Source organism: Type-C symbiont of Plautia stali (assembly GCF_059730935.1).
The window spans coordinates 2,187,652-2,213,628 of the sequence record NZ_AP035923.1 but is presented as its reverse complement, the minus strand read 5'-3'; the positions used below and the strand labels follow the sequence as shown (position 1 = coordinate 2,213,628).

The 25,977-nt window shown below is 59.5% G+C and carries 23 protein-coding genes; 13 read left to right on the top strand and 10 right to left on the bottom strand.

The annotated features are described in order from the left end of the window. The first annotated feature begins 45 nt into the window (after window positions 1–45). The gene (gene hglS / locus AC6I7J_RS10370) at window positions 46–1,386 is read left to right on the top strand and encodes a 2-oxoadipate dioxygenase/decarboxylase HglS (RefSeq protein WP_498005600.1); all 1,341 of its coding nucleotides are present in this window, start codon (window positions 46–48) and stop codon (window positions 1,384–1,386) included. Between the two features lie 67 nt (window positions 1,387–1,453). Here hglS and AC6I7J_RS10365 read toward each other — a convergent pair whose 3' ends face one another. Next, complete coding sequence (locus AC6I7J_RS10365; protein WP_498005598.1) at window positions 1,454–1,888, bottom strand: DoxX family protein; 435 nt, start codon at window positions 1,886–1,888, stop codon at window positions 1,454–1,456. A gap of 191 nt (window positions 1,889–2,079) precedes the next feature. Here AC6I7J_RS10365 and AC6I7J_RS10360 point away from each other — a divergent pair, with 191 nt between their 5' ends. Then, a complete protein-coding gene (locus AC6I7J_RS10360) occupies window positions 2,080–3,603 on the top strand; it encodes a carboxylesterase/lipase family protein (protein ID WP_498005596.1) in 1,524 nt (507 codons plus the stop codon). Window positions 3,604–3,815: 212 nt separating this feature from the next. After that, entirely contained in the window at window positions 3,816–5,492 is a 1,677-nt protein-coding gene (locus AC6I7J_RS10355) for a methyl-accepting chemotaxis protein (protein WP_498005594.1), read from the top strand. Here AC6I7J_RS10355 and AC6I7J_RS10350 read toward each other — a convergent pair. Continuing rightward, the gene (locus AC6I7J_RS10350) at window positions 5,450–6,331 is read right to left on the bottom strand and encodes a LysR substrate-binding domain-containing protein (protein WP_150361039.1); all 882 of its coding nucleotides are present in this window, start codon (window positions 6,329–6,331) and stop codon (window positions 5,450–5,452) included. The genes AC6I7J_RS10355 and AC6I7J_RS10350 overlap by 43 nt on opposite strands. A 125-nt stretch (window positions 6,332–6,456) precedes the next feature. Here AC6I7J_RS10350 and AC6I7J_RS10345 point away from each other — a divergent pair, with 125 nt between their 5' ends. Then, a complete protein-coding gene (locus AC6I7J_RS10345) occupies window positions 6,457–7,623 on the top strand; it encodes a methionine aminotransferase (RefSeq protein WP_498007223.1) in 1,167 nt (388 codons plus the stop codon). A gap of 13 nt (window positions 7,624–7,636) precedes the next feature. Next, window positions 7,637–8,416 carry a transporter substrate-binding domain-containing protein gene (locus AC6I7J_RS10340; protein ID WP_021506096.1) on the top strand — a complete coding sequence of 260 codons (780 nt, stop codon included), beginning with the start codon at window positions 7,637–7,639 and terminating at the stop codon, window positions 8,414–8,416. A 63-nt stretch (window positions 8,417–8,479) separates the two neighbouring features. On the opposite strand, the gene pepT is transcribed toward AC6I7J_RS10340, so the two are convergent. Then, complete coding sequence (gene pepT, locus AC6I7J_RS10335) at window positions 8,480–9,706, bottom strand: peptidase T (protein ID WP_058780594.1); 1,227 nt, start codon at window positions 9,704–9,706, stop codon at window positions 8,480–8,482. Window positions 9,707–9,820: 114 nt separating this feature from the next. Here pepT and AC6I7J_RS10330 point away from each other — a divergent pair, with 114 nt between their 5' ends. Beyond that, window positions 9,821–11,416 (top strand): ABC transporter substrate-binding protein, encoded by a 1,596-nt coding sequence (locus AC6I7J_RS10330; protein WP_498005592.1) that lies wholly within the window; start codon window positions 9,821–9,823, stop codon window positions 11,414–11,416. Here the strand turns inward: AC6I7J_RS10330 and AC6I7J_RS10325 are convergent. Next, window positions 11,406–12,317, bottom strand: a complete 912-nt coding sequence (locus AC6I7J_RS10325) for a LysR family transcriptional regulator (protein ID WP_058774705.1) — start codon at window positions 12,315–12,317, stop codon at window positions 11,406–11,408. The two genes, AC6I7J_RS10330 and AC6I7J_RS10325, sit on opposite strands and share 11 nt — an antisense overlap. Before the next feature lie 147 nt (window positions 12,318–12,464). Between AC6I7J_RS10325 and AC6I7J_RS10320 the strand changes: the two genes are divergently transcribed. Both AC6I7J_RS10320 and AC6I7J_RS10315 read left to right on the top strand, forming a co-directional pair. Beyond that, complete coding sequence (locus AC6I7J_RS10320; protein ID WP_141495457.1) at window positions 12,465–13,886, top strand: M20 family metallopeptidase; 1,422 nt, start codon at window positions 12,465–12,467, stop codon at window positions 13,884–13,886. Then, entirely contained in the window at window positions 13,883–15,157 is a 1,275-nt protein-coding gene (locus AC6I7J_RS10315) for an MFS transporter (protein ID WP_498005590.1), read from the top strand. The genes AC6I7J_RS10320 and AC6I7J_RS10315 overlap by 4 nt, the downstream gene beginning before the upstream one ends. A gap of 40 nt (window positions 15,158–15,197) precedes the next feature. Here AC6I7J_RS10315 and aldA read toward each other — a convergent pair whose 3' ends face one another. From aldA to AC6I7J_RS10300, 3 genes are all read right to left on the bottom strand, one after another. Next, a complete protein-coding gene (aldA, locus tag AC6I7J_RS10310) occupies window positions 15,198–16,634 on the bottom strand; it encodes an aldehyde dehydrogenase (RefSeq protein ID WP_498005588.1) in 1,437 nt (478 codons plus the stop codon). 159 nt (window positions 16,635–16,793) lie between these two features. Then, a complete protein-coding gene (locus AC6I7J_RS10305) occupies window positions 16,794–16,892 on the bottom strand; it encodes a YoaK family small membrane protein (protein WP_021313714.1) in 99 nt (32 codons plus the stop codon). Window positions 16,893–16,906: 14 nt separating this feature from the next. Beyond that, a complete protein-coding gene (locus tag AC6I7J_RS10300; RefSeq protein ID WP_498005586.1) occupies window positions 16,907–17,230 on the bottom strand; it encodes a hypothetical protein in 324 nt (107 codons plus the stop codon). Window positions 17,231–17,598: 368 nt separating this feature from the next. Here AC6I7J_RS10300 and rhaT point away from each other — a divergent pair, with 368 nt between their 5' ends. Further along, window positions 17,599–18,633, top strand: coding sequence for an L-rhamnose/proton symporter RhaT (gene rhaT, locus AC6I7J_RS10295; RefSeq protein WP_021506088.1), 1,035 nt, complete (start codon window positions 17,599–17,601; stop codon window positions 18,631–18,633). A 41-nt stretch (window positions 18,634–18,674) separates the two neighbouring features. Here the strand turns inward: rhaT and rhaR are convergent, their stop codons facing one another. Next, a complete protein-coding gene (gene rhaR, locus AC6I7J_RS10290; protein ID WP_498005584.1) occupies window positions 18,675–19,541 on the bottom strand; it encodes an HTH-type transcriptional activator RhaR in 867 nt (288 codons plus the stop codon). 13 nt (window positions 19,542–19,554) lie between these two features. Continuing rightward, on the bottom strand, window positions 19,555–20,376 hold the full coding sequence (rhaS, locus tag AC6I7J_RS10285; RefSeq protein WP_058769862.1) for an HTH-type transcriptional activator RhaS: 822 nt from the start codon (window positions 20,374–20,376) through the stop codon (window positions 19,555–19,557). 289 nt (window positions 20,377–20,665) lie between these two features. Between rhaS and rhaB the strand changes: the two genes are divergently transcribed. The 4 genes from rhaB to rhaM are packed head-to-tail and all read left to right on the top strand — an operon-like array spanning window position 20,666 to window position 24,545. Then, window positions 20,666–22,147 (top strand): rhamnulokinase, encoded by a 1,482-nt coding sequence (gene rhaB, locus AC6I7J_RS10280; protein ID WP_498005582.1) that lies wholly within the window; start codon window positions 20,666–20,668, stop codon window positions 22,145–22,147. Further along, window positions 22,131–23,387, top strand: a complete 1,257-nt coding sequence (locus tag AC6I7J_RS10275; RefSeq protein WP_498005580.1) for an L-rhamnose isomerase — start codon at window positions 22,131–22,133, stop codon at window positions 23,385–23,387. The genes rhaB and AC6I7J_RS10275 overlap by 17 nt, the downstream gene beginning before the upstream one ends. Window positions 23,388–23,398: 11 nt before the next feature. After that, window positions 23,399–24,241, top strand: a complete 843-nt coding sequence (gene rhaD, locus AC6I7J_RS10270) for a rhamnulose-1-phosphate aldolase (RefSeq protein ID WP_104092925.1) — start codon at window positions 23,399–23,401, stop codon at window positions 24,239–24,241. Further along, the gene (rhaM, locus tag AC6I7J_RS10265; protein ID WP_058769776.1) at window positions 24,231–24,545 is read left to right on the top strand and encodes an L-rhamnose mutarotase; all 315 of its coding nucleotides are present in this window, start codon (window positions 24,231–24,233) and stop codon (window positions 24,543–24,545) included. Before rhaD ends, rhaM begins: the two co-directional genes overlap by 11 nt. Window positions 24,546–24,597: 52 nt before the next feature. Here rhaM and AC6I7J_RS10260 read toward each other — a convergent pair whose 3' ends face one another. Beyond that, complete coding sequence (locus tag AC6I7J_RS10260; protein WP_498005578.1) at window positions 24,598–25,782, bottom strand: sugar transporter; 1,185 nt, start codon at window positions 25,780–25,782, stop codon at window positions 24,598–24,600. Window positions 25,783–25,977: the final 195 nt, after the last annotated feature.

Here is a 25,977-nt window from a genome sequence, read left to right as displayed (position 1 = left end):
GGTTGATCTACAGTAGCAGCAATCCTTTAGCCCAAGGTGATGACCATGGATAACTTTCTCACCCGCGATGCCATCCGCACGCTGTTCTCTCAGGCCATGTCGGCCATGTACCAGCAGGAGGTGCCGCAGTATGGTACCCTGACGCAGCTGGTTACCGCCGTTAACGAACACACCTTAGAAGCGCAGCCGGCGCTGAAAAACCGTCTGGCCGCTGCCGATGAGCTGAGCCGCCTCGGCGTGGAGCGTCACGGTGCCATTCGCGTCGGCACTGCCGCAGAGCTCAGCACGCTGCGGCAGATGTTTGCCGTGATGGGGATGGAGCCGGTGGGCTATTACGATCTGTCACAGGCGGGCGTGCCGGTGCACTCTACTGCCTTTCGCCCGGTCAGCGACAGCGCGCTGCGGCGCAATCCCTTCCGCGTTTTCACCTCGCTGCTGCGGCTGGAGCTGATCGACGATGCCGCACTGCGCGACAAAGCCGCGGCTATTCTGGCGGCGCGCGACATCTTCACGCCTGGCTGCCGGGCACTGATCGCGCAGCATCAGCAGCAGGGCGGTCTCAATGCTGCCGATGCCGCCCGCTTTGTTCAGGAGGCGCTGGAAACCTTTCGCTGGCATGCGCACACCACGGTAGACAGCGCCACCTACCGCGCGCTGAGCCAGCAGCATCGCCTGATTGCCGACGTCGTGTGCTTCCGCGGCTGCCACATCAATCACCTGACGCCACGTACGCTGGACATCGATCGCGTGCAGGCGCTGATGCCTTCGCGCGGCATCGAACCGAAAATCCTGATTGAGGGGCCGCCGCCGCGCGCTGTGCCGATTCTGCTGCGCCAGACCAGCTTCAAAGCGCTGGAAGAGGCGGTGCATTTTAATGATGGCACCCCTGGCACCCATACCGCGCGCTTTGGTGAAGTTGAGCAGCGCGGCGCGGCGCTTACGCCTAAAGGCCGCGCGCTGTACGACCGGCTGCTGGCGCAGGCCGGTACCGGCAGCGATAACCAGCAGCATCAGCAGCACCTCAGCGCGGTGTTTCGTGATTTTCCTGATGATGAACAGACGCTGCGCGAGCAGGAGCTGGCGTGGTTCCGCTACCGTCTGACGCCGCAGGGCGAGCATCAGCCGCCGCGCGCCGGGGAGACCGTGGCGCAGCTGCTGGCCGCCGGACGTTTACAGGCGGAACCGATTGTCTACGAAGATTTTCTGCCGGTGAGCGCGGCCGGGATTTTCCAGTCTAATCTGGGCAACCAGACTCAGGCCCGCAGCGCCGGCAATGCCAGTCGTGCTGATTTTGAAGCCGCGCTCGGTGCCGCCGTGCAGGATGAGATGGTGCTGTATCAGCAGACGCAACAGCGCAGTCTGGCGCGCTGCGGCGTGCAGGAGTAGGGCGTAAAAAAGCGGCCTGAAAAGTGACAGGATCACTTTTCAGGCCGGCTGTTTTTCTTTCTAATGATTATTGCAGGCGTGCGTCGCGCACCAGCGTATATTTTCCGGCACCCAGGAACAGGATGGCCAGCGCGCCCAGCAGGTAAAGCGCTTCCGTTTCCAGCGACCAGGCGCCGACATCGGTGCGATGCCAGAGTGCGCCCATTTTCACTAGCAGCGTTGCGACTACCATGTTAACGGCAATGATAAAGGCCGCCGGGCGCGTCAGCAGGCCAAAGATGACCATAATGGGTGCCACAATTTCCCCGATGTAAGCACCGTAAGCGATGAAACCTGGCATGCCTTTGACGCTGAGCAGATGGGCGATCCAGCCGACGCCATGAATCGCCTTAAACTCGCCATGAAACAGCAACAGCCCGCCGAAGGTTAAGCGTAACAGCAATTTACCGAAATCCGGGTGATCGCTCATCCGGGTGAACAGCTGATTGATGCCAGCAAACATCGCGTCTCTCCGTCACGCCAGGTTAACTTGCAACCATAAAACAGAATGCGCCGCTGCAGTTAACCAAAAAATTTGATGAAGTTGTTCAATGAATCGGTCGCTTATTCGGCTTAATCTGCAAATGCTTGCAGAACATAGACATTCCACTGAGGCCTGCAAATAATGGAATCAGGCTTTACCAGGAACCCGCAATGAAAAATGAACGACGTCTGAGGATCATGACGGCAGAAGGTGAACTCAGAGGCCTGATGGATGATGAACTGTTTACCTTTAAAGGAATACCTTATGCAGCGCCGCCGGTTGGCGCACTGCGCTGGCGTCCGCCGCAGCCGGTGGTACCGTGGCAAACGCTGCGCGATGCCACCGCGTGGGGCGATGCCAGCTGGCAAAATCGTGACTACTGTGTGGCGGCCGGTGGCGGCGATCCGGGCCGCTTCAGCGAAGATTGCCTCTATCTGAATGTCTGGACGCCCGATGTCGAACCTGCTACGCCGTTACCGGTGATGGTATGGCTGCACGGCGGTGGCTTCAGCATCGGCGCCGGCAGCCTTGATCCCTATCGCGGCAAAGCGCTGGCAGCGCAGGGCGTGGTGGTGGTGACACTCAATTACCGCCTTGGCCATTTCGGCTTTTTCGCGCATCCGGCGCTCGACGCCCAGTATCCGCCGGGCAAGGTGGTCAATAATTTTGCGCTGCTGGATCAGATTGCCGCGCTGCAGTGGATTCAGCGCAACATCCCGGCGTTTGGCGGCGATCGCCATAACGTCACGCTGTTTGGCGAATCGTCCGGCGCGCGCAGCGTATTGTCGCTGTGCTGCTCGCCGCTGGCCGAAGGGCTGTTTCATAAGGGCATTGTGCAAAGTGCCTACAGCCTGCCGGACGTGCCGCACAAGCAGGCGCAGCAAACCGGCCTGCTTGTGGCAGCGCATTTCAATCTGGCCGCGGATGCCAGTGCGGAGCAGCTGCGCGCACTGCCGGCCGACAGTTTCTGGCCGCTGGAGCGACCGCTGGCGCTGGGGCCGGTGGCCATCAGCGGCGATGCGGTGCTACCCAGACCGATGCTCGACACCTTTATGGCGGGTAAACAGCATCGCGTGCCGTTGATGATTGGCAGCAACAGCGACGAAGCCAGCGTGCTGGACTACTTCGGCGTGGATGCCCGCAGCGTGTTACAACAGCTGCGCAGCAAAAGTCGCCTGAGTTATCGCCTGCTGAAGTGGCTGTACGATATCCATGATGACAGCCTGCTGGGACGCGCGGTGGCGCGCGACATGGCGTTTACCGTCATGCCGCTGCTGGTGGCACAGTCGCAGCACAGCATCGGCATGCCTGCATGGCGTTACTGGTTTGATTATGTGTCAGAAAACGCGCGTCATCTCTACCCGCACGGCACCTGGCACGGCAATGAAATTCCTTATGTCTTCAATACGCTCGCGACGCTGCCGCCGCCGGGTGACTGGCATTACAGCGCCAGCGATATCGCCTTTGCCGGCCGCGTCAGCGCCTGGTGGGTGGCATTTGCACGTGATGCCAGTGAGTTCAGCCATCGGCTGCGGCTCGACGGGGAACCTGACTGGCCGGTATGGCGGCCAGGGGAAGATTTGACTCTTGCTTTTGGTCACGACGGTAAAGCGGAATCGGTGCTGAAGACGCGATTTATGCGCGGCCGTCTGCGTCTGTTTCGCCTGATGATGCGCAGCCACGTTAAACTTTAATAAGCCTGCTAATCATGTAAAAACATCAATGTTTTTTTAAGGCAAATTGGCCGCTATCTGCCTGATTTTACGATCGCTCAGCCGCTCCGCGCGGCACCTCATCCTGCAATTAATTAGCTTACAAAACATTTATCTTTTCCCGGTTCGCTGCCGATAAATACCCTAAGCCCTGTTTTATCCGGGCTGCCAGCGTTTACACCAGGGGATTATGTATGGGTATGTTAAAAAACTTCACGATTCGCGCCGTTATGCTGACCATTCTCGGGCTTTTCAGCCTGTTATGGTGTGGCGTAGGACTGTTCAGCGTCCACTCGCTGAATGCGCTTGGCGAGGGTAACGAGATTGATCGTCAGCTGGTAAACCAGATGACGGCGCTCAGCAAAGGCAACGATCAATATTTCCGCGTGGTCACGCGTCTGTCGCGGGTAATGGAAGGCCGCACCGCCGGTAACGCGCCGACCGCAGAAGCGTTCGCGCCGGTGCAGCAGGCACTGGATAACATGAAACAGCAGTTAACCCAGTTCAAAGCCATGGCGCCGGGGCCGATGGACAGCGAGACGGTGAACAATGTGATCAGCAGCTGGCAGAAACTGCTGGATGAGGGTATCGCACCACAGGTGGCGCTGGCGCAGCAGGCTTCACTGGATGCATGGCGCGCGCAGGCCAACAATGTCACGCCGCCGCTGAGCCGGGCGTTTGGTGCCAGCGCAGAAGCGTTCAATCAGGCCGCCAGCAGCAAGCTGGATGAGACCCGCGTGACCGTGGACACGCTTACCAGCATGACCAAAGTGATTATTGTGTCGGCGGTGGTGTTCGGCTTATTGATTCTGCTGTTCACTGACCGTTACCTGGTGACGATGCTGGTGAAACCACTGGATCGCATCCGTAACCATTTTACCGTGATTGCACAGGGCGATCTCAGCCAGCCGGTGGAAGAATTTGGCCGCAACTGCGTCGGCAAACTGGTGCCACTGCTGCGGGCGATGCAGGACAGCCTGCGTGAAGCAGTCAGCGCCATCCGCAGCGGCACGGAGAACATCTACCGCGGCGCAGCAGAAATTTCAGCCGGCAATAACGATCTTTCATCGCGCACCGAAGAGCAGGCGGCCGCGCTGGAACAGACCGCGGCCAGCATGGAGCAACTGACTGCCACGGTGAAGTTCAACGCCGACAACGCACGTCAGGCCAGCGCGCTGGCGGAGACCGCCACCGGTACCGCGCAGCAGGGCGGCCGTCTGGTTGGCGAAGTGGTGACCACCATGCAGGGCATTTCCGGCAGTTCGAAAAAGATTGCCGAAATCACCAGCGTGATCAACGGCATCGCCTTCCAGACCAACATCCTGGCGCTCAACGCGGCAGTCGAAGCGGCGCGTGCCGGTGAGCAGGGGCGCGGCTTTGCCGTGGTGGCCAGCGAAGTGCGCAACCTGGCGCAACGCAGCGCCGGCGCTGCAAAAGAGATCGCCACGCTGATTGAAGATTCGGTGTCACGCGTTGAAAAGGGCTCGGAGCTGGTCAGCAGCGCTGGCAGCACCATGCATGACATTCTGAAGTCGGTACAGGATGTGAATGAGATCATGAAGCACATCGCTGCCGCGTCGGAAGAGCAGAGCAAAGGGATTTCGCAGGTCGGTACCGCCGTCACCGAAATGGACAGCGTCACCCAGCAGAACGCGTCGCTGGTGGAGCAGGTGTCGGCGGCGGCCAGCGCGCTGGAGCGTCAGACCGAAGAGTTGCAGGCATCGGTGGCGAAGTTCCGCCTGTCCGACAGCGCGCCGCGCGCGCAGGCCGTGGCATCCGCTGCTGCGCCTGCGCTGCGCCGGCCGGTGTTATCTGCCGCCGCAGGCGCTCAGGGTAAACCCGCCAGCAGTGAAGAGTGGGTTTCATTCTGAGGCTGACACAACCACGCCACCAGCTGCGGCAAAAACGGTGGCGCATCTTTTTCCGCCCGCTGTAACAGGCTGTAGCTCGCCCCGGTTGCCACACTCGCGGCAAACGGGGCGATTAACCGCCCATTCGCCAAATCATTCTCCACCAGCGTAATATCCGCCACCGTCACGCCAAACCCCTGAATCGCCGCGCTGATCGCCAAATCCATGGTGGCGAAGTGCTGATTGCGCGCCATCGGCAACTGCTCCGCCTGACCGGACAGCCATAGCTGCCAGTCGCGCGTATCGCCGGTCGGGTGCAGGAAGGTGAATCTGGCCAGTTCGCTGACATGGCGCGGTGCCGGCACGCTGCTGGCCAGCACCGGCGTCAGGCGCTCGGCAAACAGCGGAATGGCACCGGCAGGCGGCGTGCCGAATACAATCGCCGCATCAAAGTTTTCCAGCTGCGACGCATGATCGAGCGTGGTAGTGAGCGCCACGTGAATGTCTGGCCGCTGCTGCTCCAGCGCCACCAGGCGCGGCACCAGCCAGCGCATGGCGCAGGTCGGGGCTTTCAGCCGAATCGAGGCGTTGCTGCGGCTGGCTTTCTCAGTGGCATTGACCAGCAGATTGAACCCCTGCTGCAGCTCCGGCAGCAGCGCCGCGCCCTGATCGGTGAGATGCAGACCGCGCGCGTGGCGTTCAAACAGGGCAAATCCCAGCCAGCTCTCCAGCGCCGCAATTTTGCGGCTCACCGCGCCCTGAGTGATGCACAGTTCGCTGGCGGCGCGCGTCAGGTTGAGATGACGGGCGGTGACCAGAAAAGCATGAATGGCGTTGAGCGGCAGAGCAGAGCGGGACATAACGGCCTCGAGCTATGATTTTTTATCATGGCTATTATGACAACAATTCGCTTGTCGACTCAAGCGTCGCGCCGTTGAATAGAAATCTACTTACGATACGTGGTTATGCAACCTGTGGAGCAATGATGACCCTGAACAGCAGCGTGAAGCTCTCCTCCAAACAGCCGGACGTCGGCACCACCATTTTTAGCGTGATCGGCCAGCTGTCCGCACAGCACCAGGCCGTTAATCTGTCCCAGGGCGCGCCCAATTTCCCGTGTGACCCGCAGCTGGTTGAGCTGGTCAGCCAGGCGATGCGCGACGGCCATAATCAGTACGCCGCCATGACCGGTTTACCGGCGCTGCGTGAAGCGCTGGCGGAGAAGGTGCACCGCCTGTATGGCCAGCCGTACGATGCCGCCAGTGAAGTCCTGATCACCGGCAGTGCCAGTCAGGGCATCTACATGGCGATTTCGGCGCTGGTGCATCCGGGTGATGAAGTGATCTTCTTTGAGCCAGCCTTTGACAGCTACGCGCCGGTGGTGCGGTTACAGGGCGCGACGCCGATCGGCCTCAAGCTGCAGGTGCCGGATTTTGCGATTGACTGGGACGAACTGCGTGCCGCGATCACGCCGCGTACGCGCATGATTATCATCAATACGCCACATAACCCGAGCGGACAGGTACTGAATGCCGCCGATCTCGAACAGCTGGCGGCCCTGACGCGTAACACCGACATCGTGGTGTTGTCTGATGAAGTCTACGAACACATCGTGTTTGACGGCCAGACGCACTGCGGCATGGCTACGCACGCGGAACTGGCACAGCGCAGCGTGGTGGTGTCCTCCTTCGGTAAAACCTTCCACGTCACCGGCTGGCGCGTCGGCTATGCGCTGGCGCCTGCTGCGCTGATGGCGGAGATCGTCAAGGTGCATCAGTTCATGATGTACGCCGCCGATACGCCAATGCAGGTTGGCTTCGCGCAGTATCTGCAGAACCCGCAAAACTATCTGCAGCTGTCGTCGTTTTATCAGGCGAAGCGCGACCGGCTGCAGACGCTGCTGCAGGATTCACCGTTCAGGCTGTTACCGAGCGCCGGTTCGTTCTTTATGTTGGCCAGCTACGGACATTTCAGTGACGAAAGCGACAGTGAAATGGTAAAACGTCTCATCGTCGATCACGGTGTGGCTACCATTCCGCTGTCGGCGTTTTATATGGATGGCACTGACAATAAATTAATCCGCCTTTCTTTTGCTAAAGACGACGCAACGCTCGAAGCCGGCGCGCAGGCGCTGTGCCGGGTTAAAGGGTAATTAGGGGAAAATAATGAAAAAACTGAACGCACTGTTTATCGCTCTGGGCATGATCACCTCCGTGCAGGCGCTGGCGCAGGAGAGCCTGCGCTACGGTCTGGAGTCGCAATATCCGCCGTTTGAAAGCCGCAACGCGCAGGGCGAGCTGGAGGGTTTTGACATCGAACTGGGCAAAGCTATCTGCCAGGTCGGCCATTTTGACTGCAAATGGGTTGAGAGCAGCTTTGATGCGCTGATCCCGGCGCTGCAGGCGAAAAAATTCGATGCGATTAACTCGGCGATGAACATCACCGAGGCGCGGGCGAAAAGTATCGACTTCACCAACCCGATCTACCGCATTCCTACCATGCTGATTGTGAAGCAGGGCGAGAAACTCGAGCCGACGGCGGCGTCGCTGAAAGGAAAAAATATTGGCGTGCTGCAGGGCTCGATTCAGGAAACCTACGCTAAAAAGCACTGGGAATCCCAGGGCGTGACGGTGACGTCGTATCAGGATCAGAACCAGGTTTACAACGACATGGTCGCTGGCCGTCTTGACGGTACGCTGGTGATGTCCGCCGCCGGTCAGTCTGGTTTCCTCGATAAGCCGCAGGGCAAAGGTTTCGCCTTCGCCGGTAAGCCGGTGGAAGACGACACCATTCTCGGTTCCGGCATTGGTTTCGGTCTGCGCAAAGGCGATAGCAAGCTGAAAGGTGAACTGGATGCGGCCATCGCCAAAGTCCAGGCCGACGGCACCGTGACTAAACTGGCGGCGAAATTCTTCCCGGGCATTGACGTCAGCGTCAGCAAATAAGCGGGTGTCAGCCTGACCGGCAGTTGCCGGTCAGGCAGTCTCAACGTTTCTCTGCAACCGCGCTTATCGGGCCGCCAGATAACACAGCGCTTCCGCCACCTGATACGACTTCACAAATGACGGGATCGGCAGGAATTCAAAGCGCGAATGGAAATTGTGCGCGCCGGTGAAGAAATTCGGCGTCAGTAACCCTTTGGCCGACAGCGCAGACCCATCGGTGCCGCCGCGCATCGGAATCACTTTAGGTTCCACGCCCACCTGCTGCAGCGCAGCAAAAATCAGATCAATTGCCCGCCGGTCCTCACCTATCGCGTTACTGATGTTGCTATAGATATCATTGATCTTCAGCGCGACGTGACCAGTCGGATAGTGCGCGGCGATCTGATCGGCGACTTCCACCAGCTGCTGCTTCTTCGCATCAAAACCCTTTAAATCGAAATCGCGAATCGACGCTTTCAATACCGCCTGGCTGGCATTGGCCTGCATATCATTGAACCAGATATAGCCTTCGCGCCCGGCGGTATGTTCGGGCGTGGCAAGCCGGTCGAAGCGGGCGATGAAGTCGTGCGCCATCAGCAGCGGATTCACCAGCACGCCTTTGCCCGACATGGGATGCGCCGGCACGCCGGTGAAGGTAATTTCAGCGGAGGCGCCGTTGAAGCATTCATACACCACTTCGCCCAGCTCGCAGCAGTCGATGGTCCAGGCGAAATCGACGTTAAAGCGCGTCTCCAGGTCCAGCGCCTTGGCGCCGCGCAGGCCGATCTCTTCATCCGGCACAAACGCCACCACCACATCACCGTGCTCGCCACGCAGGTTCTCCACCAGCGTCATCACCACGCTGACTGCCGCTTTGTTGTCGGCCCCCAGCACGCTGGTGCCGTCGCTGAACACAATCTCCTGACCGACATACGGCAGGATTTCCGGATGCTCCGCCACCCGCAGCCAGATGTCCTGCTGCGCATTCAGACACAGATCCGCGCCCTCAAAGCGCAGGGTTTGCGGATGGATATCCGGGGATAGCCCGACATCCACGGTATCAATATGGGTGATAAAGCCTACGCGCGGCGCGCCAGGCCGGTTGCCCGGTTTCACGGCGGTCACCGTGGCATGCTGATCAATCACCACATCCTGCAGACCGAGATCGCGCAACTCCTGCGCCAGCAGTTCCGCCATAGCGTGTTGCGACGGCGTACTGGGCAGCGTGCTGGATTTGGCATCGCTCTGGCTGGAGACCGCCAGATAACGGTAAAAACGCTGGGTCAGCTGACGGGCAAGTTGGTCTGTCATCACAATTCCTTATTAGCTTTGCGTCACTGGAGATACGCCAGACGGCTAAATCATGTTATTTATGAAATAAATACCGATGCTGGCTCATGGAAGTCAATAAAAAGCGAGAAGACGATGAAAAAGATGATAGGAAAACTGGCGCTTAGCGCACTGGGGTTAGCGGTTGCAGGCGGCGTCTCGGCGAAGACGCTGGTTTACTGTTCTGAAGGCTCGCCGGAAAACTTCAATCCGCAGCTCTATACCTCCGGTACCAGCGTGGACGCCAGCGCCGTGCCGATTTTTAACCGCCTGGTGGATTTCAAACCGGGCACCACCGAGCTGGTGCCCAGCCTGGCGGAGCGCTGGGAGATCAGCCCGGACGGCAAGGTGTATACCTTCCATCTGCGCAAAGGGGTTAAGTTCCAGAGCAATAAACTGTTTACGCCTTCGCGCGATCTCAACGCCGATGACGTGATCTTCTCGTTTATGCGCCAGCTCGATACGAAAAACCCGTATCACACCGTTTCGGGCGGTAACTATGCCAACTTTGAAAGCCTCGAGCTGGCAAAACTGATCACCCGTATCGATAAGGTGGATGATCTGACGGTGCGGATTACGCTGGCCCATGCCGAAGCGCCGTTTCTCGCCGATCTGGCGTGGTATTTCGCCTCGATTCACTCGGCGGAATATGCCGACCAGATGCTGAAAGCCGGTACGCCGGAAAAGGTCGACATGCAGCCGATTGGCACCGGACCGTTTGAGCTGGTGCAGTATCAAAAAGATTCCCGCATTCTCTACAAAGCCTTCCCGCAGTACTGGCAGGGCAAAGCCAAAATCGATCGGCTGGTGTTTTCCATCACCCCGGACGCCTCGGTGCGCTATGCCAAACTGGAGAAAAACGAGTGCCAGGTGATGCCGTTCCCTAATCCGGCCGATCTCGACAACATGCGCCACAACCCGAACATCACGCTGGAACAGAAATCTGGCCTCAACACCGGTTTCCTGTCGTTCAACACCACCAAAGCTCCGCTGGATAACGTGAAAGTGCGCCAGGCGCTGGCGATGGCCATCAATAAGCAGGCGATCATTGATGCCATCTTCAAAGGTACCGGCACGGTGGCGAAAAATATTCTGCCGCCGGATGTGTGGAGTGCAGATAAAGATCTGCAGGATTACGCCTACGATCCGCAACAGGCCAAAGCGCTGCTGCAGCAGGCCGGCATTCAGCCGGGCACCGAAATTTCGCTGTGGGCGATGCCGGTCCAGCGGCCGTATAACCCCAACGCCCGCCGCATGGCTGAGATGATTCAGGCCGACTGGGCAAAAGTGGGCATCAAAGCCAACATCGTCAGCTATGAGTGGGGTGAATACCTGAAGCGCGTCAAGGGCGGCGAGCATCAGGCAGCGCTGATGGGCTGGACCACCGCCACCGGCGATCCGGATAACTTCTTCGGGCCATTGTTCAGCTGCACCTCGGCGAACGGCGGCTCCAACTCGTCCAAATGGTGCTATGCGCCGTTTGAGAAAATCATTACCGAGGCGCGCGCCGAGCAAAATCACAACAAGCGCGTGGCGCTGTACCGCGAGGCGCAGCAGATGATGCATGACCAGATGCCGGCGGTAATGATTGCGCACTCAACGATTTTCGAGCCGGTGCGTAAATCGGTCAGCGGCTACCAGGTGGATCCGTTCGGCAAGCACATCTTCTATCCGGTGGATATCACGCCTTAATCGCAGCGGACAGCGCGCTGAGCTGCTGTTGCAGAAAGGTCAGAAACAGAGTCAGGGCGGCGCTGCGGGGTCGCCCTGACTGCGTCTGCAGCTGCAGCGTACGCTGGCTTAGCTGATCGATATTGACCGCGCGCATCACCAGACCCTGCTGCTGCGCTTCCTCCAGGGTAAAACTGCTGCAAATGGTCACCGCCAGCGGCGTGCGCAGTAAAAAATGGAACAGGGTGGAGAAATTGTCGCAGGTCAGCACCGGTTCAATCAGGTGGCCACTCATGTGGCTGGCCAGCTCAAACAGCTGGCGTACCGTGGTGTTTTGCTGCGGTAGTGCCAGCGGATAGTGGCTGAGATCGGCCAGCGCCACCTGCGGCACGCCCGCCAGCGGATGGCTGTCATGCATCACCAGCAGCACCGGCGCCGGCCATGAGCCCACCACCTCAACCGCACGTTCCGCGTGCAGGCTGAATTGCAATGCCACATCGCACTCGCCGCTGCGCAACAGTTCAGCCACGCCCTGTGCGCTCGCCACCCGGACGTCAAACAGCACGCCGGGATGATCGCGGCGAAAGGCGGCAATCAGCCGGGGCAGCAGGGTAAACGCCAGCCCGTCGGTGCAGGCGACACGAATCAGCGTGCGCCGCACCGCCTTCAGGCCTTTGATCTCCGCCAGCGCATACTCCATATCCAGCAGATTTTTGCGCACGTGATGGGCAAAAATCTCGCCGGCCTCGGTCAGCACCATGCCGCGCGCATGACGGGCAAACAGCGTCACGCCCAGCTGCTGCTCCAGCCGCTGAATCTGGCGGCTGATGGCAGAGACCGCCACAAACAGCTGGGCGCTGGCCGCGCTGAGCGAACCGCAATCGGCTACCGCGAGAAAATAACGCATTTCCGTGCTTAACATGCCATGGCCTCCGTCTGTGCCTGCCTCGAAATCGGGCAACGCAGCTTTGCTTTAAAGGCAAATCTTACTCGATAAATTGATAATTGTGGCAAAGCTGCCTTTCCGCAAAGATGAAAAAACAGCAGACCTATAACAGGCAGGGCAAACATGACAGCACAACAGGCGGTTCAGCAGGCCACCGCATATTTCGACAGCGGGGAATTTCAACGTATCCTGGCGCGCCGCGTGGCGTGGCGCACCGAGAGCCAGCGCGACGATCGCGATGCGGCGCTAAAGGACTATTTGCAGCAGGAGATTGCGCCGCAACTGCAGGCGCTGGGCTTCACGCTACAGCTCATCGATAACCCGCACGCCGCCGGCCGGCCATTCCTCGTGGCGGTGCGCATGGAAGATCCTGCCTTACCGACCTTGCTGAGCTACGGGCACGGTGATGTGGTATTCGGCGATGACGAGAACTGGCGCAGCGGGCTGTCGCCGTGGCAGCTGACCGAAGAGGGCGATCGCTGGTACGGGCGCGGCAGCGCCGACAACAAAGGTCAGCACTGCGTCAATCTTGCGGCGCTGGAGCAGGTGTACCAGGCGCGCGGCGGCCGTCTCGGCTTTAACTGCAAATGGCTGTTTGAGATGGGCGAAGAGATCAGCTCGCCGGGGCTGGCGCAGCTGTGTCAGCAGCAGGCGGAACTGTTGCAGGCTGATCTGTTCATTGCCTCTGACGGTCCGCGGCTCAACGCCGTGCGGCCGACGCTGTTCCTCGGTTCGCGCGGTGCGGTAAATTTCCGCCTGACCATCAACGCGCGTGACAATGCTTATCACTCCGGCAACTGGGGCGGACTGCTGAGCAATCCCGGCACCCGGCTGGCCAGCGCCATCGCCACGCTGGTGGACGCGCAGGGCGTGCTGCAGGTGGAGGCGCTGCGGCCTGATTCGTTAACGCCGCAGGTGCGCGCCATTCTCAGCGATATCGAGGTGGGTGGCATGCCAGGCGATCCCGCGATTGACACCAACTGGGGCGAGCCAGGCCTGACGCCTGCCGAACGCCTGTACGGCTGGAATACGCTGGAAGTGCTGTCGTTTCTCACCGGTAACCCGGCGCGTCCTATGAATGCCATTCCCGGCAGCGCGACGGCGGTGTGCCAGCTGCGTTTTGTGGTCGGTACCGACTGGCAGCGGCTGGCGCAGCACGTCAGCGCGCATCTGGCGCAGCATGGCTTCCATGATGTTGAGGTTGAATTTTTGCGCGGTTCACCCGCCACGCGTCTCGATCCTGACGATCCGCTGGTGCACTGGGTGCTGAACAGCATGGCGGCAACCAGCGGCAAAAAACCGGCGCTGCTGCCTAACCTTGGGGGATCGCTGCCGAATGAGGTGTTCGCGGAGATTCTCGGCCTGCCAACGCTGTGGGTGCCACATTCGTATCCCGCCTGCGGTCAGCATGGCGTGAATGAGCACATGCTGAAATCGATTGCCCGCGAAGGGCTGCAGATCATGACGCAGCTGCTGTGGGAGCTGGGCGAGCAGGGCACGGAATGGCTGGCGCAACATCGGTCCTATGCCGGAGGTGGCGCATGAGCAGCCTCAGCCATAGCGCGCCGCTGAGCGGTGTGAAGCCAAACCTGCACAAAACGCTGTTTGCGACCTGCATCGGCAATGCGCTGGAGTGGTTCGACATTGCGGTATATGGTTTCTTCGCCAGCTATATCGCCCACGCTTTTTTCCCCACCAGCGATGCGTCGGTCTCGCTGCTGCTGACCTTTGGCAGTTTCGGCGTCTCCTTTCTGATTCGCCCGCTGGGTGCGGTGGTGCTGGGCAACTATGCCGATCGCCATGGGCGTAAAAAAGCGCTGCTGCTCTCCATCAACCTGATGATGCTTGGCGGAGCCATCATCACGTTTATGCCGGGCTACGACAGCATCGGCCTGCTCGCACCGCTGCTGATCCTGCTGGCGCGCCTGGTGCAGGGCTTCTCTGCCGGTGGCGAATTTGGCAGCTCTACGGCGTTTCTGGTCGAGCATTTTCCCGAGCGCAAAGCCTTTATCGCCAGCTGGCAGTTCGCCACCCAGGGCGCCAGCACGCTGATGGCCTCGGCGTTTGGTCTCGGTCTGACGCAGATCCTGAGCGAAGGTCAGATTCAGGCGTGGGGCTGGCGTATTCCGTTTGCCTTCGGCCTGCTGATTGGCCCGCTCGGGCTGTATATTCGTCGTCACGTGCACGAGCCCGCCAGCTTTGCCGCACAGACGCCGGAAGCGGCCCCGCTTAAACGCCTGTTTGGCCGGCAAAAAGCGCTGATGCTGCTGGCGATTGGCCTGATGGTGATCTCCACGGCGGTCAACTACATGCTCAACTACGTGCCGACCTACGCAACCAAAAACCTGCATCTGCCGGGCTCGGTGGCCTTTACCGCCACGCTGCTGGCTGGGGTGATTCTGACGGTGGTGACGCCGCTGATGGGATGGTGGGCAGAGCGCATTGGCCGCCTGCCGCTGATGTGGGGATCGCTCATACTGCTGATGGTCACTATCTATCCGGCCTTTCGGCTGGTGGTCAATCACACTACGCCGACCACGCTGATTGTGCTGGTGTGCTGGATGGCGCTGCTGAAATCGATCTATTTTTCTACCGTACCCTCGGTGATGGCGGATCTGTTCCCGATTGGTACGCGCGCCAGCGGCATGGCCATCAGCTATAACATTGCGGTTACGGTGTTTGGCGGTTTTGCGCCGCTGATTTGCACGCTGCTGATCAGTGCCACCGGCACCAGTCTGGCGCCGGGCTACTACCTGATGGCGATGTCGCTCTTAAGCGGGGTAGCGCTGCTGCGCAGTCAGAAACGGATACGCTAAGTGGCAACCGGTGCGCGCACTGCGCACCGGTGTTTACGCATCAGGCAAACTGCAGATAGGCGACGTGCGTTTGCAGATACTCCTCCAGCCCGTGGCGGCCATCGGCACCGCCGATGCCGGATTTGCGCCAGCCGGCATGAAACCCCTGCATCGCTTCAAAATTTTCACGGTTAATGTAGGTTTCACCGAATTTCAGCCGGCGCAGCGCGATCATCGCGGTGTTCAGATCGCGGGTATACAGCGATGAGGTCAGGCCATAGTCGCAGTCGTTAGCCAGCGCGATGGCTTCATCCAGCGTGTTAAAGCGCATCACCGGCAGCACCGGGCCAAAAATCTCCTCACGCATGATCGCCATCTCCTGACGTACCCCGGTGATGATGGTTGGTTCAAAATAAAAGCCGCGTTCACCGGCACGTTTGCCACCCAGCACCACCTTGCCGCCCTGCGCAACGGCGCTGGCGACCTTTTGCCCGACGCGGTCGCACGCGGCTGCGCTAATCAGCGGCCCCATATCCACATCGGCCTGCTGCGCCGGATCGCCAAATTTCACCTGCTGCATCGCCCCGGTCAGGGCGCTGATAAAGCGATCGTAAATGCCGTCTTGCACATACACGCGCTCGGCGCAGTTACATACCTGACCGCTGTTAATAATGCGCGAACTGACGATAGCCCTGACGGCCAGATCGAGGTCGGCGTCGTTCATGACAATTGCCGGTGCTTTACCGCCCAACTCCAGCGATACTTTTGTCACATTCGGCGCCGCCGCGGCCATAGTGGCGATGCCGGCGTTGACGCTGCCGGTCAGGCTCACTAACCCGACTTTCGGGTTGGCGGCCAGTTCCTGTCCCACCTCCGGGCCATAGCCGTAAACGATGTTAATTACCCCGGGCGGCAGGCCGATGTCGTCGATAATGGCGGCGAACAGGGCGGCGTTATTAGGAGTGATCTCACTCGGCTTCAGCACGATAGTGTTGCCGGTGATCAGCGCCGGTGCCGCTTTACGCGCAATCAGGAAGAAGGGAAAATTCCACGGCAGAATGCCGGTGGTCACGCCAATCGCTTTCTTAAACACAAAGATGTTTTCGTTTGGGCGATCGCTGTTGACGATTTCCCCTTCGTAGCGTCGCGCCCATTCCGCCATGTAGTCGAAGTAGTCAGCGGTAAACAGCACTTCGGTTTGCGCCAGCGTCTGGGTTTTGCCGCCCTCCGCGACGAGGGTGGTGCTCAGCTCAGGCTCGCGCTGGCGAATTGCCGTGGCGATGCGGTGCAGCCAGTCGCCGCGCGTCACCGCCGGTAACGCTTGCCAGCCGGGCTGAGCGGCTTCTGCGGCGGCAATGGCTGCCGCCGCCTGCTGTTTGCTGCCCTGGGGCACGCGTGACAGCAGGGTCTCCGTCGCCGGGTTAATCACTTCAATCCAGCTATCGTTATGCGCCTCGACAAACGCGCCATTAATGTAGTGTTGATGATGAAGGGTCATGTGCAGGGGCTCCACGCTCGGTTTTGTTAAACTGATGTGAAGGAAGAGTGAAGCAGATGAACGCTGGCGACCTTTTTATCACTGCCAGCACCGGCAGGGCGCTGGCAATAGCGGCAAGAATCACGCGACCGACGCAGCATTCTGCGTCAGTGGACCTTTTCAGGAACCGGGCATCATGGCGCCGCTGGCAATAAACCAGACCAGAAAACTGACACCGGCAACGATAATGGCGATGGGGAACAGCAGACCGATTTTCATATGCATCCTGAGCGTTAAGCGAGCTGGATTAGCGCGCGGTGGGTTTTCATCATACTGAATAGCTGAAATTGTGTCGCGTCATCGACCTGACGCAGATGTTCGCCTTTCTGATAATGAATCTGATGCACATGGCCGAGCTGACGCCACACCACAATGGCTGACGCCAGCAGCGCGCAGTTCTCTTCACTCTGCACGCAGTCCAGCGTGGCGTAGTGGCAGCTATCTAAGCCATTAATGAACACATTCAGCGCCTCGGGCGGCACGATGGCGCGGATGTCATCCAGCATCACGCGGCTCACCGCCTGCGACAGCACCAGCGTTAACCGTTTGCTCTTCATCTCAATCCCTGGTTCCGATGATTTTTCCCACGTTATACGGATTTAACCCCGTCGGGGGAAGTGATTCGCGCAGCTTTGTGTGAGTGCCATGTTAAGCGCCGTGCTGGCAACAGATTAAAAATCTGTGCCGATCAACACAACATAAGTCAAAAATATGCTGAATAATAAGCAATTTAAAGAACTTATCCGGCATAACAACGGCAAATGCGAATTTGTGATCCTTATGTTGCATACCCCCCCGATTTTGCCAGTCAGCCTGGCTTTACGGCAACCATCCAAAGGCTGAGTCCACGTAGTGCGCCATAGACTGCCACTAATCGGAAACCGCAGGTGTTTCCGTCTGGCCTCAACCTTACGAAGGAATAACAATGAACAGTGCCATTCTTGCAGGTATCTTCTGGCATCTGGTGGGTGCCGCCAGCGCCGCCTGTTTTTATGCTCCGTTTAAACAGGTTAAAAAGTGGTCATGGGAAACCATGTGGTCGGTCGGCGGCGTGATGTCGTGGCTGATTCTGCCCTGGGCAGTCAGTGCCGCGCTTTTACCGAACTTCTGGGCGTACTACAGCAGTTTCAGTTTATCGCAGCTGCTGCCGGTGTTTCTGTTCGGTGCCATGTGGGGTATCGGCAACATCAACTATGGCCTCACCATGCGCTATCTGGGGATGTCGATGGGGATTGGCATCGCCATTGGCATTACGCTGGTGGTGGGGACGCTGATGACGCCGCTGTTGCAGGGCCGATTCGTTGAACTGTTCAGCTCCGCCGGCGGCCGGATGACGCTGCTGGGCGTACTGGTTGCGCTGCTGGGTGTGGCGATTGTGTCGCGCGCCGGGCTGCTAAAGGAGCGGGCGCTGGGGATTAACGCCGAAGATTTCAACCTGAAGAAAGGCCTGGTGCTGGCGGTGCTGTGCGGCATCTTCTCGGCTGGCATGTCGTTTGCCATGGATGCGGCGAAGCCGATGCATGAAGCCGCTGCCAGTCTGGGCATCAATCCGCTGTATGTGGCATTGCCGAGTTACGTGGTGATCATGGGCGGTGGCGCGCTGATCAACCTCGCGTACTGCTTTATCCGCCTGGCGGTGAAGCCGGAGCTTTCGCTGCGCCGTGACTTTTCCGTAGCAAAACCGCTGCTGATCGCCAACATTGCTTTCGCCGTGCTGGGGGGAACCATGTGGTATCTGCAGTTCTTCTTCTATGCCTGGGGCCACGCAAAAATTCCTCCGCAGTACGACTTCGTTAGCTGGATGCTGCACATGAGCCTGTACGTGCTGTGCGGCGGCCTGGTGGGACTGGTGCTGAAGGAGTGGAAATCGGTGGGGCGTCGACCGGTGAGCGTGTTATCGATTGGCTGCGTGGTGATCATTATCGCGGCAAACATTGTCGGTCTCGGTATGGCCGCCTGATAACGCTTAACACCGCACCGCCTGACGCGTCTCTGCGCGCGTCAGGCTTTTTCTTTGTCTGCCATCGGTTCGCGCGGCGACAAAAAACGCTGACGCCATGCGCTGGGCGTTAATCCGGTTTCGCGCGTAAACACCACGGAAAAGTAGTTGCTGTCATCAAACCCGCAGCGTGCCGCCACTTCGCTAATCAGACATGCCTGCGTGCGCAACAGATATTTTGCCTGACACAGCTGCAGCTGACGCAGGTAGTGGCCGATGGTCATGCCGGTTTGCTGACGGAACAGCTGTTTCAGCGACCGTTCGCTGAGCTGATTTTGCTGGCAGAAATGGGACAGATCGAAGGGGCGGCTGATATCGCCGAGCAGCGCCGACATCAGCAGATCGAGCTGTTCGCCCTCTGGCAGCACCCACGGGCGATCGGCGGCGTAGCCGTGACGGCGCAATATCAGTGCCAGCTGCAAAAACAGTGCTTCCGACAGCTGAATCGATAGCGAATCGCTTTTGCGACTTTCGCGCTCCAGCTGGCTGATGACGCCGCGCGCCAGCGCCATGCCGCGCGTGGTCAGACGCCAGCTGGCGGGTGTCTCTTCATCCTGTGGCGGCAGCAGCTGCTGCCAGTCGAGCGCCAGGCTGAAGCGATCGCGGCAGTAGAGAATATTGTCTAGCGCCAGGTCGTTGACGCTATCAAAGCTGTGGCAATCACTGTCGCGGATGTAAAACACATCGCCGCAGGTGATCAGCCACGGCCGATCGTTGAGGATATGCAGGCCATTACCGCGCCAGACAATCACAATCTCGCTGAATTCATGCCGGTGCGGTGGGAAAGAGGGCTGCGGCATGCGTTCTGCCACGGCTATAGGCAAATTGCTGGCCGGGAAGTAATCCTCGCGCGTCAGTAACAGCGGCATGTCAGCCCTCCGGTTACCCCATCTGCTGGCGCGCCATGCGCGGCGCGCAGCCAAATTCCCGCCGGAACAGGGTGGAGAAGTGATTACTGTCACCAAACCCACACTGATAGGCGATGTCCGTGATGCGCATCTCGCTGTGGCGCAACAGGTGCCGCGCCTGCAATAAACGCAGCCGATTGAGATAGCGCTGCGGCGTGCTGCCGGTCTGCTGCTTCATCTGGCGATGCAGGGTACGCAGCGACAAACAGAAGCGATCGGCCAGCGCTTCCCACGCAATCTCCTCACTGTAGTGCGCATTCAGCCAGTCCAGCAAGCGGTGCAGGCGGGCATCCTGGTCCTGCGCCTGATCGTTGTGCGCCGCCTCGCGCAGCAGCACCAGCAGCTGCAAAAAGTGCTGTTCCTGCTGCGCCTGACGTTCCAGCGACCAGCTGGCCGGCTGCTTCATCTGCGTCACCAGCTGCAGCGCCTGCGCCATCACTTTATGGTTAATTCGCCAGTGTGAAACATACTGGCCGTCCTGTTCGCGCGGCAGCAGCGCCTGCAGGCCGGACAGGAAGCGGAACGCCGCCGGACTGCGATACAGCACATTCGTCAGGCACAGATTGTCGGTTTGCTCGTACAGATGGCGATCGTGATCGCGTACAAAACAGACGCAGCCGGCGCTGAGTGCCTGCGGCTGACCATTAAATACGTGGATGCCCGAGCCCTGTTCCACCAGCACAATTTCATGAAAATCATGGTGATGCTCCGGAAACGCCGACTGCGGCACACGTGGCTCAATGGCTATCGTGTAATCTCCGGCCGGAAAGAAATCAGCACTGTGTAATACCGTCATCATGCGCCCTCAGTTAACAAAACCGTAACCGAGTCTACGCAGCCGCCTGCCACCTTACCTTGAATTTTGCACCGGGCAGCGCAGGAAAATCGCCAATTATTCAAGATCGCCTAAGTGATTGATGGAATTGCGGCAAGGCTCACAACTCTGCCGTTATGCGGTTCTGTGAGCTCTCTCACGAACACCTTTGCAAACCTGCCAGCGGTGATGACCCGCTGGCACTCGCGGGAAGGTGTCTGCGGCGCAGGATTTCTACTCTGTCGCCATGTCTTCACAGGGAGTACTCGCCATGAGTCTGCGTAATATTGTTGCCATCGATTTAGGCGCATCCAGTGGCCGCATCATGCTGGCCAGCTGGCAGGCTGACCGTCAGCAGCTCAGCCTGCGCGAAGTGCGGCGTTTCGCCAACCCGCGCGTGCAGCGCGGCGATTATGACTGCTGGGATTTGGACCGGCTGGAGCAGGAGATCCGCGCCGGACTGCAGCAGCTGGATGAGGAGGGCATTGTGCCGGACAGCCTTGGTATTGATACCTGGGGCGTGGATCTGGTGTTGCTGGACGCGCACGGCGAGCGGGTAGGCGAAGCGGTCAGCTACCGTGATAAACGCACCGACGGCCTGATGGCCCGGGCGATGCGTGAACTCGGGAAACCGGCGCTCTATCAGCGCACCGGCATTCAGTTTCTGCCGTTCAACACGCTGTATCAGCTGCGCGCGCTGCATCTGCAGCAACCGGACTGGCAGGCGCAGGTGAAGCACGCGCTGATGATTCCGGATTATCTGCACTATCGCCTGACCGGTGAACTCAACTGGGAATACACCAACGCCACCACCACCCAGCTGCTCAACATCCACAGCGGCGAATGGGATCGCGAGCTGCTGGCCTGGGCGGGCGCAGACGCCAGCTGGTTCGGCACGCCGCGTGCGCCGGGCAATACCGTCGGTTACTGGCGCAATGCCAGCGGCCAGCGCATCCCGGTGATCGCCGTCGCCACCCATGATACCGCCAGCGCGGTGCTGGCCACGCCGCTGGAGCAGGACGATGCTGCCTATCTCAGCTCCGGCACCTGGTCGCTGATCGGCATCGAAAGCCTGCAGCCCTGCGTCAGCGAGGCGGCGCTGCAGGCTAATCTGACCAATGAGGGTGGTGCGGAAGGCTATCGGGTGCTGAAAAACATCATGGGCCTGTGGCTGTTGCAGCGGGTGTGCAGCGAACTGCACATCAGCGATCTCACTGCGCTGATTGCCGACGCCGCGCGGGAACTGGCCTGCCGCGCCCTGATTCACCCTAATCATCACCGTTTCATTAATCCGGCCAGTATGGTGCAGGAGATCCAGAACGCCTGCGCCGAACAGGCGATGCCCGTGCCGCACAGCCCGGCGGCACTGGCGCGCACCATCTTTGACAGCCTGGCGCTGCTCTATTCGCAGACGCTGCAGGAGCTTAGCCACCTGCGTGGCACTGCGCTGCGCCAGTTACATATCGTCGGTGGTGGCTGCCAGAATCCGCTGCTTAACCAGCTGTGCGCCGATGCCTGCCAGCTGCCGGTGTTTGCCGGCCCGGTGGAAGCCTCGACGCTGGGCAACATCGGCTGCCAGCTGATCGCGCTGGGTGAGTTGCGCGACGTGGCCGATTTACGCCGCTGCATTCGCCACAATTTCCCGTTAGAAAAATTTATCCCGCTGAATCACAGCGTCTTTGCGGCCCATCAGGCTCGCTTTGCGGCGCTGAGCCTACCTGCTAAGGAACTTGCATATGACAAAGCTGATTGAACAGGCCTTTGAACTGGCCAGACAACGCTACGCCGCCATCGGGGTGGATGTGGAACAGGTGATGGCACAACTGGATACCATTCCGGTGTCGATGCACTGCTGGCAGGGCGACGATGTACGTGGGTTTGAGAATCCGCAGGGGGCGCTCACCGGCGGCATTCAGGCGACCGGCAACTATCCGGGGCGGGCGCGCAACGCGGTTGAACTGCGTGCCGATCTCGACAAAGCGATGTCGCTGATTCCCGGTGCCAAACGCCTCAACCTGCATGCCATCTACCTTGAGAGCGACCGCCCGGTAGAACGTGATGCGATTGAGCCGCAGCACTTCAGCAACTGGCTGGAGTGGGCGAAAAGCAGGCAGCTGGGGCTGGATTTTAACCCAACCTGTTTTTCTCATGCGCTCAGTGCAGACGGGTTTACGCTGTCGCATGCCGATACGGGCATTCGCCAGTTCTGGATCGACCACTGCACCGCCAGCCGCCGTATTTCCGCCTGGTTCGGCGAGCAGCTGGGCACGCCGTCAGTCATGAATATCTGGGTGCCGGACGGCATGAAAGATCTCACCGTCGATCGCCTCGCGCCGCGCCAGCGTCTCGCCAGCGCGCTGGATGAGATCATCCGCGAACCGCTGAATCCGCAGCACCACATTGATGCGGTAGAAAGCAAACTGTTTGGCATTGGCGCGGAGAGTTACACCGTGGGTTCCAGTGAGTTCTGCCTCGGTTACGCCACCAGCCGCCAGACCGCGCTGACGCTGGATGCCGGCCACTTCCATCCTACCGAAGTGATCTCCGACAAAATCTCCAGCGCCATGCTGTTTGTGCCGCGCCTGCTGTTGCACGTCAGCCGTCCGGTCCGCTGGGACAGCGATCACGTGGTGCTGCTGGATGATGAAACCCAGGCGATTGCCAGTGAGATCGCCCGACAAAAATTGTTCGACAGGGTGCACATCGGTCTCGACTTCTTCGATGCCTCGATCAACCGCATTGCCGCCTGGGTGATCGGCACGCGCAATACCCAAAAAGCCCTGTTGCGGGCGCTGCTGGAGCCGGGCGAACAGCTGCGTCAGCGGGAGCGTGATGGGGATTTCACCGCCCGTCTGGCGCTGCTTGAAGAGCAGAAGTCGCTGCCGTGGCAGGCGGTATGGGAAGCGTGGTGCCTGCGCCACGATGTGCCAGCCGATGCCAGCTGGCTAAGCGAAGTCCGTCACTACGAACAACACGTGCTGCGTCAACGTTAAGGAATCGATTCATGCAAACAATTCTCTCCGCGTGGTTTGTGCGCGACATGGTTAAAGCCACCAGTGACATGTGGCTGAAAGGCTGGGATGAACGTAACGGCGGCAACGTCAGTCTGCGTCTGTTGCCGGAAGAGGTCAGCGCGTATGCCAGCGATTTTTATCCGGCACCGCGCTGTATTGAACTGAGCAAGCCGGCCCCCGCGCTGGCCAACGACTGGTTCCTGGTGACCGGCTCCGGGAAGTTCTTTCGCAACGTGCAGCTCGATCCGTCAGACAGTCTGGTGCTGCTGCAGGTAGATGACAAAGGGCTGTCGTACAAAATTCACTGGGGGCTCAGCAACGGAGGGCTGCCAACGTCCGAGCTGGCGGCGCACTTTCAGTCACACAGCGTACGCAAGGCACTGAGCCACGGCGCGGACCGGGTGATTATGCACTGTCACGCCACCCACTTTATGGCGCTCAGCTATGTGGTGGATCTGGATGCGGCGCGCTTTACCCGCCTGCTGTGGGAGGGCAGCACCGAGTGCCTGGTGGTGTTCCCCGATGGCGTCGGCATTTTGCCCTGGATGGTACCGGGTACCGATGGCATTGGTCAGGCGACGGCAGAAGCGATGGCCAGTCATAGCCTGGTGATGTGGCCTTTCCACGGAATCTTTGGCGCAGGACCGACGCTCGACGAAACCTTTGGTCTGATTGATACCGCTGAGAAGTCATCGCAGGTGGTGGTCATGGCGCTGTCGATGGGCGGCATTCGTCAGAGCATCACCACCGAACAGCTGATTGCGCTGGGCGAGCGCTTTAACGTGAAGCCGTGGCCGGCGGCGCTGCAGGCGGAGCGCAGTGATGTTGCGTAAAGCGTTCGTCATGCAGGTCTATGCGCACTGCCATGCGGAGTATCAGCGCCGTCACACGCCGATCTGGCCGGAGCTGGAACGGACGCTGAAAGCACATGGCGCGCATAACTACGCGATCTGGCTGGATGCTGAACGCAACCTGCTGTTTGCCAGCGTCGAGGTTGAATCCGAAGCGCGCTGGCAGGCCGTGGCGCAAACCGAGGTGTGTCAGCGCTGGTGGGCGTCAATGCGTGACCTGATGCCATCAAATCCCGACAACAGCCCGGTGAGCAAAGCCCTGCAGCCGATGTTTTTCCTGCCTTAGCCGGCCATGTCAGCAGCGGTGCCGCCAGGGGCGCCGCTGCCTGTGAAACGCACTAGCCGTTGGAGCGCAGCTGCGGATAACGGCGGAAAATGGCGATACACCAGAACACTCCTGCCAGACCAATAATTGCGCCCACGTTGCCCACGTCTGCCATCTGCAGATGCAGACTGACCTGGTTACCGAGTAGCGCGCCTGCGCCAATACCGATGTTATAAATACCGGAAAACAGCGACATGGCGACGTCGGTGGCGTCCGGTGCCAGCGATAGCACGCGCACCTGCATCGCCAGGCCGATCATCATCATTGCCATTCCCCAGATAATACACAGCACGGTAATCGCTGCCGGGCGTACCGCAGCAAACACCAGCAGACCCATACACAGGGTAATCAGCGCAATGGCGGCGATCAGCAGCGCGGACGGGAATTTATTGCCCAGCGTACTGAACAGAATGCTGCCCAGAATGCCGGCTGAGCCGAACAGCAGCAGTAACAGGGTGGTGAAGTTCTCATCAGCGCTGGCTACCACCTGCATAAACGGCTCGATATAGCTGTAAGCGGTGTAGTGCGCGGTCACCACGACGGTGACCAGAATGTACATCGCCACCAGCGCCGGGCGGCGAAACAGCATCGGCACGCTGCTGAGTGAACCGGTGTGCTCACTCGGCAGGCGCGGCAGTATCCGCACCAGCATAATCAGCAGTACCAGCGCTGACAGGCCGATCATACCAAAGGTGGTACGCCAGCCCAGATACTGACCCACAATACGACCAATCGGTACGCCCAGCACCATCGCCAGCGCCGTGCCCGTGGCCAGCATACTCAACGCCTGGGTTTTCTTGCCGGCCGGCGCAACGCGAATCGCCAGCGAGGCGGTGATCGACCAGAACACCGCATGCGCCAGCGCAATACCAATGCGCGACAGCACCAGCGACGTGAAATCCCACGCCACGGCCGATAACAGGTGGCTGGCAACAAACAGAATAAACAGGATGGCCAGCAGCAGGCGGCGCTCGACGTTGCGCGTCAGCAGCATTAACGGCAGCGATAACAGCGCCACGACCCAGGCATAGATGGTCAGCATGATACCGACATCAGCGGTTTTCATTGCAAAGCTGCTGGCGATGTCCGACAGCAGGCCAACCGGCACAAATTCGGTGGTATTGAAGACAAAAGCAGCGATAGCCAGCAGCACCACACGCAGCCAGGCTGTTTTACGGGAAACGGTTGTTGATTGCATTGAATTCAAATCGGCTAAACGACGAGTGAGGGGGGCAGGAACGCACCCGGTAAAGTGACCTCGATCACAAATTTCCGCTATTGTGGAGCATTAGTCAGCCGATGAAAACCGTTAACCGGGGTTTTATCACTGAATATTTCTTATCGCGCTGAGCGTGGTAAATAGCCTGCGGTTATGGGGAACTGCTGCGCCAGC